Source organism: Curvibacter lanceolatus ATCC 14669, assembly GCF_000381265.1.
In the GTDB taxonomy this organism is placed as follows: domain Bacteria; phylum Pseudomonadota; class Gammaproteobacteria; order Burkholderiales; family Burkholderiaceae_C; genus Curvibacter; species Curvibacter lanceolatus.
In genome coordinates this window covers 1-15,670 of record NZ_KB906258.1, presented here as the reverse complement: position 1 = coordinate 15,670, position 15,670 = coordinate 1, and the positions used below count along the sequence as shown (strand labels likewise).

Below are 15,670 nucleotides of genomic sequence, written 5' to 3'. Positions count from 1 at the left end.
TACAAGCGCTTTGTTCATCTGCGGCTGACCGGTTTCCGTTAGGCTTTTGAGCTTTGCCCGAACCGCTTGCCAAGGACGCTGCCTTGAACCCGAATTGCTCCGAAGTCCCCCTGACCTCTGTCCTGTTGCGTCGCCGTCTGCTGGGGGTGACGGCGGCTTTGCTGGCGGCGCCAGCCTTGGCAACGCCCTCCAAGAACAAGGGCCATGCGGCGCCCGCTGGCAAGGCCGCGGCCGTCAAGGGCAAGGCGGCCCCGGTGCGCGGCGCTCGGGCTGTGGCGCCCGCCGCAGGTGCCTCGCCGTCCCCGGCCCCCCGCATCGTGCAGCGTGAGCCGGCCCTGGTGCCGCGCCTGACCTCGGCCGCACCGGAGGGGCCGCATTACCTCGATGCCTCGGGCCTGATGCGCGCCGACATCAGCGAAGGCTTGCCGGGCGTGCCGCTGGAGTTGCGTTTCGTGGTGGTCGATCAGACCGCCATGCCTTTTGCCGGCGCCTTGGTCGATGTCTGGCATTGCGATGCGCGGGGCGTGTACTCCGGTTTTGCAGGGCAGGGCGACAACGGCGACATCGACGCCCGGGGGCGCAGCTTTTTGCGCGGCCGCCAGGCCACCGACCGCAATGGCGTGGCCGCCTTCCGCACGATTTACCCCGGCTGGCATGCCGGGCGCACAGCCCACATCCACTTCAAAATCTGGAACGGCGAGCGCACCGTGCTGACCTCGCAGCTGTTCCTGCCCGATGCGCTGAGCGAATACCTGTACAGCCAGCAAGACGCCTACCTGCGCACCCGCCTGCGCGACACCCTCAACAGCACCGATGCCGTGGCCCTGCAGGCCGGCAACAGCGTGGTGGGCTCGGTGCGTGAAGAGCGCGAGCAATATGTGCTGACCCTGGCCGTGGCGGTGGACCGCTCGGGTCGCCCGTCCGGGGACGCCGCCGACGCGGCCACGTCTGGCGCCGCAGCCAACGCCTTGCGCCTGGACATCGACAGCCCCGAGCGCCGTCAGGCCCTGGTGCCGGGCCTGCGCCGCTGACGCTGCACGATCTATCCCCGCCCACGCTGGACAACATTGTGGACAAGCCGTGGGGCGGGCGGGGAGGGCCTGCCTAAGCCCTTGATTCCATTGGGAAAGCCTTGCGCTGCTCAAAGATTGGGCAGGTGGATGATTCAGACCCCTTGAGGGCTTGAAACCGCAGCAAAACCTCACCGAAACAGCGCTTTCCGGGCCCTGTGCCCCTTGAAGACGGGCTGTACCGCCCCGCTTGCCGGGCCGGCATGAGCTGCGGGCAGCGTGCTGCCGTGTTGTCCCTGTCAAACGAGGAGAACCCTGTGGACAAGCCGTGTGGCGAGCCCTATCAACTGGGCTAAGTTGTTGATTTAAAAGCGCTGTTCTTGCGCTGCTTAAAAAACAGGCAGTGCTGGCGTGGGGGCTCGGTGGGGGCGCCGGCCGGAGTGGGGTTGGTGGTCCCAGCGGGTTCGGCTGGGGGGCGCAAATGGCGCCGCTCCATGCAAAAAGCCCTCGGGCACGGGGCTCGCGAGGGCTTTTGGGGCCTGGGGCAGGGGCCTGCACCCAGTGGCTCGGGGAAAAGAGGCCTCAGCCGCCCTTCTTGGAGCGCTTGCCAGGGTTCTTCTTGCTGCGGGTGGCCACGCCACGCTCCAGGCTCACGCGTTGGCCGCGGCCACCGGTGGGGTTGGGCATGCCCGGCAGGGGAGCGGGTGCGGGAGTGCGCTTGCGATCAGCTTCGGTGACGATTTTGTTGCCCATGGCGTTCTTCTGTACAAAAGGTTGAAACCCCTTATTAGGCCACAGGTCGAAAGTCCCCAAGCCAAACTATGACCTAGCCCGGGGGGCTGGCTTGATGCGCAGGTGACCTGGCACACCGGGCGGTCTCACTAGAATCGCGCTGCCCGCGGGCCCGGCCCGCTGTTTTCTTCAGCCAACAGAGGTGCCGATTTGCCCTTGCCCGAACCCAGCCCACGCCGCCCCTCGCACACCCGCGAGGTGCTCTACAGGGCTTTCCAGCGCGACGATGGCCTGTGGGACATCGAAGGCGAAATGCGCGACACCAAGAGCGAGGTGTTCGACATCCCGGGCGAAGGCCTGTGGCAGCCCGGCGAGGCCATCCACCACATGCACATCCGCCTGACGCTGGACACCGCTTTCGTAGTGCAGGACATCCACGTGGCCATGGACAGCGTGCCGCACGGCGAGTGTCCTTCGGCCCAGGCCACCATGCGGCGCATGGTGGGTTGCTCCTTGTCGGGGGGCTGGCGCCAGACCATCGAGCGCCAGCTGGGCGGCGTGCAGGGCTGCGCCCACCTGCGTGAACTGCTGTTCAACATGGCCACCGTGGCCTTCCAGGCCCTGCCCAATGCCTTCTCGGGCGATGCCCAGCGGCCGCCGCTGCACCTGGGCCGCTGCAAGGCCTGGGATTTTGACGGACCGCTGGTGCAGAAGCACCACCCCGTGTTCTTCGGTTACCAGCCCAAGCCCAAGAAGCCGGCGCCGCCTCAGGCTTGAACCGGGCCAGGCACGCTCTGCGGATCAGAGCTCTTCGCCGCGCTGGCCCTTGAGGCGGGCCACCTCGGCCTTGAGCGCGCTGTTTTCGGCGCTCAGTTCGACGATGGTCTGGCGCAGGCGCGCAATCACGCCTTCGGGGGTTTCGGGCTCGGTGCGCTCCACCGCCTTGGCGGCGCGCACCTTGCGTGCGGCCTGCTGCAACTCCTTCTTGCCCCCGGCCGCGGCGGCCACCTGTTCTTCGACCGGCAGCGTGGCCACGGTGGCGGCCGCATTGATCGAGATGGTGCCCGACTTGACGGCTGCCACCAGTTCAGGGGCGGCGGCCTTCTGGATCTTCTCGATCTGCACCATGGTGGCGTTGCTCACCCGGGCCGCACGGGCCAGGGCTTCGCGGGTCAGGGCAGCATCGGGCTCGGCCGGGGTGGCTGTGCTCGCGGGCGCGGTGGCGGCGCTGGCTGGGGCGGCCGTTGCGTCACCTTCCCAGGGCGGGGTGGCGTTGCCGGCATCCCCCTCGCCGCCGGTCTGCAGGTCGGCCGGGGCCAAAGGGCTCGACGGCGCCGGGGTGGGGGCGGCCGCGGGTGTCTCGCGGCTGGCGATGATCTCTTTTTTGCGCAGTGCCAGCACACCCCGCTGGAAGTCGCTCAGGCTGCGGCGGCCCAGGTGCTGGTCGATCATCCACAGGCGCACGTCGTCCATGGATTTGAACTGGGTGTTCTGCACCGTGTTGAACGCAATGCCGTGCTTCTGGCAGATGCCGTAGCGGTTGTGGCCGTCCACCAGCACATCGCCCCACAGCACCAGGGCATCGCGGCAGCCTTCGGCCAGGATGCTGCGCTCCAGGGCGGCGTGTTCGTCGGGGGTCAGGGGGTCGATGTAGGCCAGCAGTTCTTCGTTGACGATGATGTCCATGGCGGTCAATAGCTTCGCGTGAGGCGCGCCGCGGGGCGGCGCGAGGGAGGGGGTGATGGGGTTTGAGTCACCGGCGCCAGCCTGTTCAGGCCAATCGTCTCGATCATTGGCCAGGGCTCGGCTCAACAGCGTTGCTGTGGGTGGCCTGGCCGGGGTTGCCGGCGGGCTGCGGAGTATAGCCCCAAGCCCACCCCGCCGGCCTGTGCCGAGTGGCGGTGGCGCAAAGCCACCCGTGCCGGAAAGGGAATGGCGTGGCAGGGCTTGCGCGGGTTTTCCCTAGGATGTAAGATTCAGCCTTGTCTCCCGGTCAACCCTGTTGATCGTTCATCCTCAAGGCCCAAAACCTTGGGGATTTTTTCTTTCTGGACAGGCTTCGACGCATGGGAGCCTTCTGGCAGGTGGTCCGGCTAAGCGCCACAGGCCACCCGGCTTCCACCACCATCCAGCCAGTCGGTGCCGTCAATCCCCCATTTGGATGCACTTGCCCCGCTTTCGTGCTGGGCACCACAGCCGCGTTTTTTCTCTGTTACACGTTGCTGGGTCAACGCTACATTTAGCCGATGTTTGCCCGCACCCTTGCAACGCCGTGATTCGATTTGACCTGCCCACTGTGATTGCCTATGCGGGCGTCATGAGTTGCATGATGGGCTTGATCCTGGGCTTCATCGGCCGGGACCGCACGGCCTCCATCAAGGGCCTGAACTTCTGGGCGGCGGCCACGCTGGTGGCCGGGCTGGGCACCCTGACCCGCATCCTGTTGCGCAACTTCACCTCCGATGCGGTGGCCATCGGTGCGCAGAACGTGTGCCTGATCCTGACCGCAGCCCTGTTTCTGGCGGGCACCTGCGAGTTTTTTGATCGCCCGCTGCCGCGGCGATTTCTTGGGTGGCTGGTGGCCGTTGCCGCGGCCGCCATGGTGGTTTTTGCCAGTTACGACGATGGGCCAATCCACCGCCGCATCTTTGCCAGGGGGGTGCTGGTGGCGCTGTATGCCTACCACGCCTGGGTGATTTACCGGCAGGAAAAGACCTTTGCCCGGTACTTGACCTTGGGCTCGCTGCTCATGCTGCTGCTGCTGATCTTGGCCCGGGCCGTTGTCGGCTACCTGGTTCCCGAGAGCGATGGGGTGGATTCCATCGAGATCATGCAGGTCGTCTACGCGGTGGGCTTTTCTTCCTCTGACGTGTTGATTCCTGTCTGCGCCATCTTGATGACCCACGAAAACATCCGGCTGATGCTGGAGGACATGGCCATGCGTGACAGTCTGACGGGCGCCTTGAACCGCCGCGCCTTGTTCCAATTGGGCGACAGCGCCTTGGCCGGCTGCCAGCGCCGAGAGCAGACGCTGTCGGTGCTGCTGCTGGACCTGGACCATTTCAAGCAGATCAACGACCTGCAAGGCCACCATGTGGGCGACCTGGTGCTGAAGCACTTTGCCGACCGGGTGCAGGGCATTCTGCGGCGCCCGGCCTTGCTGGCGCGCTATGGCGGAGATGAGTTCGTGGTGGTGCTGCCCGGCACCACGCCAGAAGACGCCGAGCAGGTGGCTGAGCGCATCCGAAACGGCTCGGTGGCCTTGCCGGAGGTGCCGGTTTGCCATGTCAGCATCGGGGTGGCCAGCTCGGTGCAGGGCCACCTCGAATCTCTGGCGGCGCTGATCCAGCGCGCCGACAAAGGGCTGTACCTTGCCAAGAATGCCGGGCGCAACCGGGTCGAGATGATCGGGGCCTGACGTTGGCCCGGCCCACCTGCAGCTGGCCGGGGCGGCTGTTCGGCGGAATCAGTTCAGCAGGGCGTGCTGGCTGCCCGACGCGTCCAGCCGGAAGCGTGCCACCACCTGGTTGAGCCGTTGCGCCTGGTCGCTCAGGCTGTGGGCGGCGGCCGTCGATTGCTCCACCAGGGCGGCGTTCTGCTGCGTCATCTGGTCCAGCTGCGACACGGCGGTGTTGACCTGGTCGATGCCCTGGCTTTGCTCGGCCGTGGTGGTGGTGATGTCGCGCATCATCAGCGTCACGCGCTCGATGCTGCTCACGATGTCGTTCATGGTCTGGCCCGCATCGCCCACCTGGCGGGCGCCGGTTTCCACGTTCTCGACACTCGAGCCGATCAGCGCCTTGATCTCGCGAGCGGCCTGGGCCGAGCGCTGCGCCAGCGAGCGCACCTCGCCAGCCACCACCGCAAAACCCCGCCCTTGCTCGCCGGCGCGGGCCGCTTCCACGGCCGCGTTCAGGGCCAGGATGTTGGTCTGGAAGGCGATCCCGTCGATCACGCCGATGATGTCGGCAATCTTTTTCGAGCTGCCATTGATCTGGTCCATGGTGCGCACCACCTCGGACACCACATTGCCACCGCGCGCGGCCACCTGGGCGGCCGAGCCGGCCAGGCTGGCCGCTTGCGAAGCGGCGGCCGCGCTCTGGTGCACGGTGCTGGTGAGCTGCTCCATGGCGCTGGCTGTCTGCTGCAGGTTGCTGGCCGTCTGTTCGGTGCGCGCGCTCAGGTCCTGGTTGCCCGATGCGATTTCGCTGCTGGCGGTGGAGATGCTGTTCACCACCCCGTGCACCTCGCGCAGTGCCTGCTGAAGCGCCGAGCGCATGCGGTCGACGGCCTGCAGCAACTGGCCGGTTTCATCGCTGCTGTAGCTGGCCTGGGGCTGGCCCGTCAGGTCCATGTCGGCAATCTGGTGAGCGATGCCTTGGGCCTTGCGCAGCGGCACGGTGATGCTGCGCGCCAGGGACCACGCCAGGGCCGAGCCCAACACCAGACCCAGGCCGGCGCACAGCATCAGCAGCATGCTGGTCTGCGAGCGCAAGGCCTCACTGCGCTGGGCGGATTCGTCCAGCCGCTTGCGTTGGCGGTCGGCCACTTCCTGCACCGAGGCCAGGTACTGGCGCGAGGTGGGCTCGAACACCTCGGTGAAGGCACGCGCCGCCGCATCCGCATCGCCCGACTTCTTGTGCTTGCTGACCTCTTCGCGGGCGCTCAGGTAGGTCTTGCGCAGCTGTGCCACCTTGTCGATCAACTGCTTGTCGTCGGGCGCGGTCATCTGGGCTTCGACCTGCTTCTGCAGGTCATTGGTCAGGCGGATCGACTCGGCCGTGGCGGGCGCAAAGTACTCGATCAGGGCGGCGTCGCCACTCTTGGCAATGGCCGCCGCACGCTGAATGCCGGCCGTGGTGTGGCGCAGCCAGTCGGACGTGGCCCGCTCGGTCTTGAGGTTGATGGCCAGCATGGATTCGGACACCTCGCCCATCTCTTTGAGCTTGATCACGGCGACCAGGCTGCTGAGCAGCGACAGGGCCAGGATCAAGCCCAAAACCAGCGCCAGGCGCTTTCCGATGGAGAGTTGTGTGAGGAACATGGTGACAAGCGGTTGCGTACGGTGGCAAACATTGTTCGGGGTGAACACTTGAATGTGCCACAAACAGGTGCCTGGGTGTGCCCCGGATTGGTGCGCCGCAACACGTTGCGAGTGTTTTGGTTATGAAACTACGTTTTCATTGTCGCGTACTTGTCTATTGACGCTGGACCGGCGGACTTGGCGGGGGCCCAGGCGTGTGAAACGCGGCGTTGAACGCTAGCATCTGCGCCATGCAACGCAGACACTTTTTGGCCCTGCAAGTGGGCGCCTTATCAGGAATGGCCATGGCAAGCAGCCCCATCGCCCCGGTTCAATCACTCGACGACGCCCTGCGCTGGCTCGACCGGGTGGACCAGGCCGGCAGCGTGCGCAGCAGCACCGACTGGAAGATGGGGGCCGTCTTCGAGCACCTGGCTCAAAGCATCGACATGAGCCTGGACGGCTTTCCGCAGCCCAAGAGCGCGCTGTTTCAGCAGACCGCCGGCACGCTGGCCTTTTCGTTCTTCAAATGGCGCGGCCACATGAGCCATGGCCTCACCGAACCCATCCCCGGTGCGCCCGCGCTCACCCAGCAAGAGGCCTGGAAACCCGGTGCCCTGCGCCTGCGTGCGGCTATCGCCCGCTTTCAGGCCCACACCGGCCCGCTGCAGCCCCACTTTGCCTACGGCGCCCTGAGCCGCGCCGACTATGGCCTGGCCCACACCTTCCACATTGCCAACCACCAGGACGCGATCGTGGTGGCCTGAGGCCCCCACCATGAGCCCACCCATGAGCCCAACCATGGGTGCGCCTGGAGGCTGACTTCGAGCGGCGTGCTGCCGAACTGGCCGGGTGTTGCCATGCATCAAAGGGCTTGCGCGCCAATCGAACACCATGGTGTCCATGGTCACGCGCAGACAAATCATCCTGGGTTCGGGCGCTCTGGGTGCGGTCATGGCCGGCTCGGTCGGGTGTTCTTCCAGCGTGGGCGAGCAAGACGCCGCCCATGCCCTCAGGCGGCCCCTGGCCGCCGACACCGGGGACCCGGTGCAACGCATGCGCGAGCTGGTGCGGTATGCCACCCTGGCCCCGTCCAGCCACAACACCCAGTGCTGGCATTTCCACTTGCAGGATCGGGCGCTTGCCATCACCCCGGATCTGTCCCGCAGGTGTGCCGTGGTCGATCCGGATGACCACCACCTGTATGTATCGCTCGGCTGCGCCACCGAGAACCTCGCCCACGCGGCGCTGGCCGCCGGCCTGCAGCCCGACATCCAATTCGACCCGGCCGGCCTTGGCACTGTCCACGCCCGGTTCAGCCCCACCCGCCCCAGCGAAACACCGTTGTTCCGTGCCATCACGCAGCGCCAGTGCACCCGGGGTATTTACGACGGCCAGCCGCTGGCCAGCATGGAGCTGCGCCTGCTTGAGCAGGCCGGCACGGGCGAGGGCGTGCGGGTGCTGCTGCTGACCGAACGCCCCGCCATGGAGCAGGTGCTGGATTTCGTCATTGCCGGCAACACCGCACAAATGGAAAGTGCCGCCTTCATGGCCGAGCTCAAGGCCTGGATCCGATTCAGCGCCAGCGAGGCCGAAAGCACGGGCGACGGCCTGTTTGCCGGTGCATCCGGTAACCCCGCTTTGCCACGCTGGCTGGGCAGCCGTGCCATGGACCTGTTTTTCTCGGCGAAATCTGAAAACGACCGCTATGCCCAGCAGATCCGCAGCTCTGCGGGCCTGGCCGTTTTTGTGTCAGACCGCAGCGACCCGGCGCATTGGATCGAGGCCGGCCGCTGCTACGAGCGCTTTGCGCTGCAGGCCACCGCCCTGGGCTTGCGCAACGCCATGGTGAACCAGCCTGTCGAGGTCAGTGCAGTACGGCAGCAACTGGCCGCTGCACTGGGCCTGAGGCCAGGCCCGCAACGACCAGATCTGGTGGTGCGCTTCGGGCGCGGGCCGGGGCTGCCGCTGTCGATGCGTCGGCCTGTGGAGGCGGTGCTGGTTTGAAGGCGGGGCATTATTGATCAACATCCAGGTATGTCATCTTCTTATGTGCGAGATGATGGAGGCTGTTAAAAATGCTGGCCAGAATGTCATGATAATGCACGTATGCAAAGTGATGGACAAGACTTTGTTAAGGCATTTTTTGAGTCTGAAAGATGGTTTTTCTGAGTCTTCCTCGAAATCTATCGATGAATGCCTCCATTCGTCAACATGACTGCGACCGTCTTTGAGGTGAGTGATAAGAGAAAAAATTAAACCAAGCCCAGCATAAGTGTGTTGAAGATCACTTGCGTGCCACATGTTGCCACCTGTCAAACACCTTATTTTTTTGGCTGAATCTATAAAAAATACCAAACCAAATTTTTTTCAACCAATAAGCACTCAATGGAGGGCTTGCTTTATTGGGGTGTCGTCTTGGCCTCATGTCCTTGATGGGGCCTCGATCTTTCGCCAAGGCAGAGTGCTCCTTTGCCATGCGTGAATCACGACTCAATTCTCGGAAGTCGATGTCATATTTTGAGTTTTCAGATGGTTTGAAGACTGAGTCAATGAAATTTTGCGCACTGGCATCGTCTGAGCGGAATGCGTCGTGAAGCTGCTTGTTGAGTTCTTCAGGCGAAATATCGGAATCAATCGAGTCCATGAATTGAACTTCCAAGCCCCGTCGGTTTTTGCGCATGGCATACCCCTCTTCCTGATTGATTTTTGGGAGGAAGCGATTTCATGAGATTCTTTGGCTTTTCTGAAATGGATATCTCTGCGGCTATCCTGCCTGTATCAAAACAGCATAATCAATCCTGAATGCTGATGACTGATATTAAGTTGCAGTGACTACTTTGAAAATTTGGGAATTCATGCGATCTCTTCATCGACTCCCAATGTAGCGAAAGCGCTTGGATATTTTTAAGACGAATTGCGACGAATTGCGACAATATCGTCACAAAGCGTCTCAACATGTCTTACTTCTTATCCAGTGGAATCGCTTACCATCTTGGCGAAGCTGCTCACCCCACCCTTTCGAATCTGCTCTGCCATGGTCAATCCTGTCGTGCTTGTCGTCGATGACGATGAGGAACTGTCAACAATGCTTCTGCGACTGCTCGGGAGCGAAGGATGGACGGCCCAGGCTGCCTTCAACGCAGCACAAGCGGAGTTGTCGTTGCGTCAGGGCTTGCCCGATGTGGTGCTGTTGGATGTGATGCTGCCCGATGCCAACGGGATGGAGTTGTGCCGTCGCTGGCGTCAGGCGCATCCCCATCTGAACATCCTGATGCTGACCGCACGAGGTGATCCGATTGATCGCGTGCTCGGGTTGGAGCTGGGGGCTGACGATTACCTGCCCAAGCCGTTTGAAAAGCGCGAGCTTGTGGCCCGGTTGCGCTCATTGATCCGCAGGCAGTCTTCGCCACCCCAAACCCCCTCGCTTGTATGGCAGTTCGGGGGGCTGAGCATTCACTTTCTGACCAGGGAGGTGCGGGTCAACGGTGAGGCCATCGCACTGAGCGGCACTGAATTCAAGCTTTTGGTTGAAATGGCCAGAGCACCCGGGCAGGTTGTCAGTCGCCAGCAACTGAGCAACGCCGTGCAGGCCAGCGCCTACCGGCCGCAGGACCGAACAGTCGATGTTCAGGTCAGTCGTTTGCGCCGTCGCCTCGAACAGGAGTTGCCCGGCGGTGAGTGGATAGAAACGGTCCGCGGTGAGGGCTACGCCTTTGTTCCTCGGGGGGCTTCGTGACCGTTGCCGCCTGCCAATGATTGCGGTCAGGTTTGACTCGCTGTTTCTGCGCCTGATGCGTGCCCAGGTCGTGCTGCTCGCCTGCACCTTGCTGATCTTTGAAGCCTCTTTGCTGATTCAACGCAATGAAATGCTTGCCCCTCAGTTTGCAGAGCTTTGGGCGCCGCGAATCAAAGCCATGCTGTTCGACCCCCTGAACACCGACGTGGTGCCGCCTGACAGGCCGGACGCAATCATCGTGCGTCATGACGCAGAGCCACAAGGGCTCACCCTTCGGATATCCGCCTTTCCCGCGGTGGCCGTTTTCAGTGAAGAACTGAGCCGTTTCGGTGTGATGGTGGGTGACGCCCGATTGCGCTACACCGATGAACATTTCGACATGTGGCTGCTGGTGCAAGTACCGGATGCCGCGCCAGTCTGGTTGAGCGGTACCGTGCCCTGGGCCTTGCTGCCGGTCTGGTCGCGCCGTCTGACCGCTGCCACGGTACTTTTGAGCCTGCTCATTGGCCTGTTCAGCTGGAATTTTGCGCGACGGGTCACCAATCCGCTCGCGCATTTGCGCAACCGCATGCAGGCGCATGCAAGCAAAGGGACCGAGCTGCCCCCGCCTGCACAATCCATGCAAGAGCGAAAGGCACCGCCCGAGCTCATCGAGATTGACCAGGCCTATCGCCAGTTGGCCGAACGCCTGCAGCGCAACGAGCGCGAGCGTGCGCTGCTGATGGCAGGCGTTTCTCACGATCTGCGCAGCCCGCTGAGCCGGATTCGGCTTGCCGCTGAAATGTTGCCCGAGTCACCGGACAATGCCGAGGGCGTGGCCTCCATCACTCGCAACGTGGACGTTGCTGACCGACTGACAGCCAGTTTTCTGGAGTTTGTGCGGGCCAGCACAGTGCCGCTGAACGAAGTGGTGGATCTGGCCGATCTCATGCGGCATGTGCTTGCGGGTTTTGACCGAGCTGCAGACGAGCTGACGGCCCATTTGCCGGCCAAGCTGTTGCTGCCGGTGGGCAACCTCTTGCTGATCGAGCGCCTGATGTTCAACGTGGTCGACAACGCATTCAAACACGGGGGCGCACCGGTCACGGTCGATCTGATCGAACAGGGCGGCTGGGCCACGTTGGCGGTTTCCGATGCGGGGCCGGGCCTGCCAGAAAATGGCGCCGAACAATTGATGGAAGCATTTGCCCGGGGCGATGCCAGCCGAGGCTCCCCCGGCTTCGGCCTGGGGCTGGCCATTGTTCAGCAGGTCGTGGTGCGCCTGCAGGGAGAACTGCTGTTTGGCCAGCACCTGAATCGGCACCAAGTCACCGTGCGCCTGCCATTGCGCACCCCGGTCACCCCCCTGTTGATCTGTCAAACGCAAGGCCCAGGCGCTGCATCGCCCGGCGCTGTACGAACTACACGCGCGCCGTACAGAGGTGGCATACCCTTGTCGACCCGGTTCTGAGCAGGGCCTTGCGACGGATTCCGCCGGTCGATGCCACCCAATCATCGCTCCAAGTGCCAGGCACGATGCCGTGAACCAATGACGGCGCCAAAGTGGGCTCCAACCCTTGCCCAGTGCGATGAAGGAACGCTTCGCGTTCTTGACGACCCGCACCGGGGCTCGGCAGTGGTGGCCTTGCACTTGGCAGGCGGTTCTCGCCAACAGGGTTCGGTGGGTGACGAGGGGTTTGTCCGGTGCGGGTACGCAGTCATGTCAAAACCCTGACAAAACCCTGTCCAGCCGATGAGTGATGCGCCCGCGCCACGCCCTTCATCCTGCGGTAGACCCGCGATTCACGCGGCGGTAGTCTAGATCCATGCACACAAGGCAAGCTCGCGATGAAGCGCCGCAAACCCGGCGGCAGATCAAACGACAGGCCCAGCGCCAGGCCGCGCTGCCACCGCCTCGGGACTACCCCGAGAGGGATGTGGCGCCGTGGAAGCCGATGGGTTAGTTGGCGTGAATAGGCGGATCGCGGTCTGCCCTGCCGAGCGCTCATGCTCGTGCAACTGAGGCCAGCCTGTCATGCCACGGCCAAAGCCCATGGCGTGGGGTGTTTGGCGTCGTTGCCTCCGGCGCGCTTTCCGCGAATCCTGGCCTAAATTATCGAATATCGAAATCAGAGTTTGCAGATTTTGCTGCATTTCTTTGTTTTCCCGGTGCCCAACCATGGGATTTGGCCGGTTGCAGTAGCCCTTCGGTGACGGGTGTCACAGGATTTGGTTAAACTGAATCATTTAATCCGCTGGATCCATTGGGGATGCTAGAAATGAATTTGAAAATCAGGCCTCGTTTGTGGGTCGGCTTTGGTGTTGTCATTTTTATGATGGCGATCATCATTTTTCTGGGGTTGGCACGCCTTTCGGGTTTGAAAAACTCACTGGTGGAAATTAATGATCGACGGGTTCCGATCCTGCAAGAGCTTGATGATCTTGCCTACCGAACCATGGACAATGCCCGGATTACCCGCAACATGATTCTCGTCAAAGATAACGAGGCACGTCAGAAAAACTATGATGCATTCTTGAAGAATCGCGAAGAGGTGAATAATAAAATTCTTCCAAGACTACGGCAGCAAATTCAAGCAGATGGTGCTCCAAAATTGAAGGCTCTTGAAGAGGCTCAAATGCCATTCGCTAGTTTCACGGATGATGTGGTGAAGCTGGCCATGGATCAGAAAAACGAAGAGGCAATTTCACTTCTTTATGGTGAGCGATATCGAACCCAGGGCGATTATCTGGCGGCCATCAAGAGTGCCATCGACTATCAAAAGGGGAAGATGCATGAAGACAAAGTGGCGGCAGAAAATGATGCCGACAATGCACGCAACCTGATCCTCGGAGCAGGGCTGGCGGCCACCTTGATTGCCGTTTTGGCGGCCACCTACATTGCCCGATCCGTGGTCAAACCCATCAATGACGCGGTAGAGATGGCATCTTTGGTAGCTGCTGGTGATCTGACTTCTTCTGTTCAGATTGACAGCACGCGGCAAGATGAAACCGGGCAATTGCTGGCAGCATTATCAAAAATGAGGGTTAACCTGGTTTCCATTGTTGAGAAAGTTCGGCAGGGATCAGAAGCTGTTTCTGACGGAAGCTCTGAAATCGCGTCGGGCAATCAAGACCTGTCTGCCCGCACAGAAAGCCAAGCCAGTGCGTTGGAGCAAACGGCGGCATCTATGGAAGAGCTCAGTTCGCAAGTCAAAAACAACGCAGAAAATGCCCACCAAGCCAATCAACTGGCCAGCAATGCATCCGCCATCGCCGCCAAGGGCGGTGAAGTGGTGGGGCGTGTCGTTGAAACCATGAAGGAGATCAACGACTCTTCGCGAAAGATCTCCGACATCATCAGTGTCATTGATGGCATCGCCTTCCAGACCAATATCCTGGCCTTGAACGCCGCCGTTGAGGCGGCGCGTGCCGGAGAACAAGGTCGAGGTTTTGCCGTGGTGGCTTCCGAGGTGCGATCCCTGGCGGGTCGCAGTGCAGAGGCCGCCAAAGAAATCAAGGGCCTGATCAATGCGAGCGTCGAGCGGGTAGAGCAGGGTGCCGCCCTGGTTGACGAGGCTGGAGCGACCATGTCGGAGGTGGTCTCTTCCATCAAGAAGGCCAGCGACCTGGTCGGTGAAATCAGCTCGGCCAGCAATGAGCAGGCCGCCGGGGTGGCCCAAGTGGGTGAAGCTGTGACCCAGATGGACCAGGCAACGCAGCAGAACGCAGCGCTGGTTGAGCAGATGGCCGCAGCTGCAGGCAGCCTGAAATCTCAATCTGAAGAGTTGGTCGCCACCGTGGCCGCGTTCAAGCTGGATGCCCGGGCCGGCAGCGACAGCCGCTCGAGCGCCCGACGCTGGGTGGCCGCGCCGCAGACAATCCAGCGCAAGGACGACGCGCCCAGGATTGCCAGTGCCGGTGCTGGTTCCAGTGCTGGTGCCATCGAGCCCCCGCCCAAGGCCGCACCGAAGGCGCCTGGCCTGTTGGCGAAGGCCCCCAGCCCGGCATCGACCCGTGTGGCAAAAGCCACCGCCACGGTTGGCGAGGGCAACAACGACTGGGAGTCGTTCTAAGCAGGGCCGCTGATCAGGTGTCGCCAGACACGCGCTCAGGGCTTGGGGCTGACCAGGGGCGCCCGCATGTCCACAATGGGCTGATGGGCCGCGTTCTGGTCCAGGCGGCCTGTTGCGGGCTCTTGGCGCAATGAACCCCGAGGCACGGTGGTGACCAGGATCGACATCCGCCCCGCCTGGCAAGTCGCGATCGCGATGCCCCCGACGCCGCCAGGCTGCGGCCGGACGGTGACCGTCAAGAGGTTCATCCCCTCGGGCTGCAGGCGCCAGAAGCGATGCTGGTCACGGGGTGCCAGTTGCAAACCGTCGACGCCATAGAGCGTGACAAGAGAAGGGGCCTGCTCCACCTCACCCAAGGCCAGCTTCAGCCTCCAGGCTTTGGCGGGGCCGGCCGCCTCGACTGCCTCGAAGTGGCGGAACACCGTGATGCCCGAGCCTTGCTTGCCATCGGCAAAATTGTCGATGCGCTGCCATGCCGCATCGCCCATGATGTCTTTTTCGGGCCGGGCTTGCGACAAGGGGCCGGCCAGCGCCGGGCAGGCACGGGCGGCATCATTCGCGGCCGGCCGCGCGGGCGGCGCTGCGGCAAGGCGAGGTGCCAGCTCCCAGCACCACCCCCAGCGCTATCACCAGTGCCGGCAGCAGGGTGGGCATCTGCGACGTCAAGATGCTGGGGCCCACTGCAAGACCTTGCAGAACCACCTTGATCCGGGCAAGGTGCGCAAGGAAGAAAAGGCCAAGGTCGTCTACGAAGCCGGCAACACCTTGGAGACCGTGGCCAGGGATTGGCTTGAACATCAGGCCGCCCGATGGGAGCCCGTCACGATGGGCTGTATTGACCCAGTGATTTCCTGCTCGGGTGTTATCGTTGAAAGGCAACACAGATGAGCACCCTGATGGAAGACGACATCAAGCGTTGGACGGCCAAGAGAAAGACGGCTTTGGTCCTGGACATCATTCAAGGCAAGACCACGGTCTCAGAGGCCAGCCGTGCCTATGACCTCAACCCATCTGAGGTTGAACAGTGGGTCGATGAAGGCAAGCGCGGCATGGAGAACGCCCTGCGCAGCAAGCCCCTGGAAATCAAAGAGCAGTACGAACGGCAACTCAGTGA

General features: G+C 62.6%; 15 protein-coding genes. 10 read left to right on the top strand and 5 right to left on the bottom strand.

Features of this window, described 5'->3' with window-relative positions:
* The first annotated feature begins 83 nt into the window (after positions 1 to 83).
* Positions 84 to 1,031 (top strand): dioxygenase family protein, encoded by a 948-nt coding sequence (locus F624_RS33415; RefSeq protein ID WP_157443454.1) that lies wholly within the window; start codon positions 84 to 86, stop codon positions 1,029 to 1,031.
* Positions 1,032 to 1,592: 561 nt separating this feature from the next.
* On the opposite strand, the gene F624_RS35355 is transcribed toward F624_RS33415, so the two are convergent.
* Entirely contained in the window at positions 1,593 to 1,763 is a 171-nt protein-coding gene (locus tag F624_RS35355) for a hypothetical protein (protein WP_019574603.1), read from the bottom strand.
* Positions 1,764 to 1,958: 195 nt separating this feature from the next.
* Between F624_RS35355 and F624_RS0112265 the strand changes: the two genes are divergently transcribed.
* The gene (locus F624_RS0112265; protein WP_245573629.1) at positions 1,959 to 2,519 is read left to right on the top strand and encodes a DUF2889 domain-containing protein; all 561 of its coding nucleotides are present in this window, start codon (positions 1,959 to 1,961) and stop codon (positions 2,517 to 2,519) included.
* Between the two features lie 24 nt (positions 2,520 to 2,543).
* Here the strand turns inward: F624_RS0112265 and F624_RS0112260 are convergent, their stop codons facing one another.
* Positions 2,544 to 3,428 (bottom strand): ParB N-terminal domain-containing protein, encoded by an 885-nt coding sequence (locus F624_RS0112260; RefSeq protein WP_019574601.1) that lies wholly within the window; start codon positions 3,426 to 3,428, stop codon positions 2,544 to 2,546.
* Positions 3,429 to 4,014: 586 nt separating this feature from the next.
* Here F624_RS0112260 and F624_RS0112255 point away from each other — a divergent pair.
* A complete protein-coding gene (locus tag F624_RS0112255) occupies positions 4,015 to 5,160 on the top strand; it encodes a GGDEF domain-containing protein (RefSeq protein ID WP_031254844.1) in 1,146 nt (381 codons plus the stop codon).
* 48 nt (positions 5,161 to 5,208) lie between these two features.
* Here the strand turns inward: F624_RS0112255 and F624_RS0112250 are convergent, their stop codons facing one another.
* Positions 5,209 to 6,786 carry a methyl-accepting chemotaxis protein gene (locus F624_RS0112250; RefSeq protein WP_019574599.1) on the bottom strand — a complete coding sequence of 526 codons (1,578 nt, stop codon included), beginning with the start codon at positions 6,784 to 6,786 and terminating at the stop codon, positions 5,209 to 5,211.
* Between the two features lie 284 nt (positions 6,787 to 7,070).
* Between F624_RS0112250 and F624_RS0112245 the strand changes: the two genes are divergently transcribed.
* A complete protein-coding gene (locus F624_RS0112245) occupies positions 7,071 to 7,532 on the top strand; it encodes a DUF1569 domain-containing protein (RefSeq protein ID WP_245573628.1) in 462 nt (153 codons plus the stop codon).
* A 136-nt stretch (positions 7,533 to 7,668) separates the two neighbouring features.
* Positions 7,669 to 8,772 (top strand): Acg family FMN-binding oxidoreductase, encoded by a 1,104-nt coding sequence (locus tag F624_RS0112240; RefSeq protein ID WP_031254842.1) that lies wholly within the window; start codon positions 7,669 to 7,671, stop codon positions 8,770 to 8,772.
* Positions 8,773 to 9,052: 280 nt separating this feature from the next.
* Here the strand turns inward: F624_RS0112240 and F624_RS34865 are convergent, their stop codons facing one another.
* Positions 9,053 to 9,412 carry a hypothetical protein gene (locus F624_RS34865; RefSeq protein WP_157443453.1) on the bottom strand — a complete coding sequence of 120 codons (360 nt, stop codon included), beginning with the start codon at positions 9,410 to 9,412 and terminating at the stop codon, positions 9,053 to 9,055.
* 348 nt (positions 9,413 to 9,760) lie between these two features.
* On the opposite strand from F624_RS34865, the gene F624_RS0112235 reads away from it, so the two are divergent.
* The 3 genes from F624_RS0112235 to F624_RS36240 all read left to right on the top strand — a co-directional run bounded on the left by F624_RS0112235 (position 9,761) and on the right by F624_RS36240 (position 14,556).
* Positions 9,761 to 10,504: a response regulator transcription factor gene (locus F624_RS0112235; RefSeq protein ID WP_157443452.1), complete on the top strand. Its 744-nt coding sequence runs from the start codon at positions 9,761 to 9,763 to the stop codon at positions 10,502 to 10,504.
* 55 nt (positions 10,505 to 10,559) lie between these two features.
* Positions 10,560 to 11,954, top strand: a complete 1,395-nt coding sequence (locus F624_RS0112230) for an ATP-binding protein (RefSeq protein WP_169426591.1) — start codon at positions 10,560 to 10,562, stop codon at positions 11,952 to 11,954.
* Between the two features lie 808 nt (positions 11,955 to 12,762).
* Positions 12,763 to 14,556, top strand: coding sequence for a methyl-accepting chemotaxis protein (locus tag F624_RS36240; RefSeq protein ID WP_043425958.1), 1,794 nt, complete (start codon positions 12,763 to 12,765; stop codon positions 14,554 to 14,556).
* A gap of 35 nt (positions 14,557 to 14,591) precedes the next feature.
* On the opposite strand, the gene F624_RS0112220 is transcribed toward F624_RS36240, so the two are convergent.
* Positions 14,592 to 15,044 (bottom strand): hypothetical protein, encoded by a 453-nt coding sequence (locus F624_RS0112220; RefSeq protein WP_157443450.1) that lies wholly within the window; start codon positions 15,042 to 15,044, stop codon positions 14,592 to 14,594.
* Between F624_RS0112220 and F624_RS34860 the strand changes: the two genes are divergently transcribed.
* A complete protein-coding gene (locus tag F624_RS34860) occupies positions 15,043 to 15,444 on the top strand; it encodes a hypothetical protein (protein ID WP_157443449.1) in 402 nt (133 codons plus the stop codon). The two genes, F624_RS0112220 and F624_RS34860, sit on opposite strands and share 2 nt — an antisense overlap.
* A partial coding sequence (locus F624_RS0112205; protein WP_019574590.1) for a DUF1153 domain-containing protein occupies positions 15,441 to 15,670 on the top strand: 230 nt, incomplete at its 3' end. The genes F624_RS34860 and F624_RS0112205, both read left to right, overlap by 4 nt.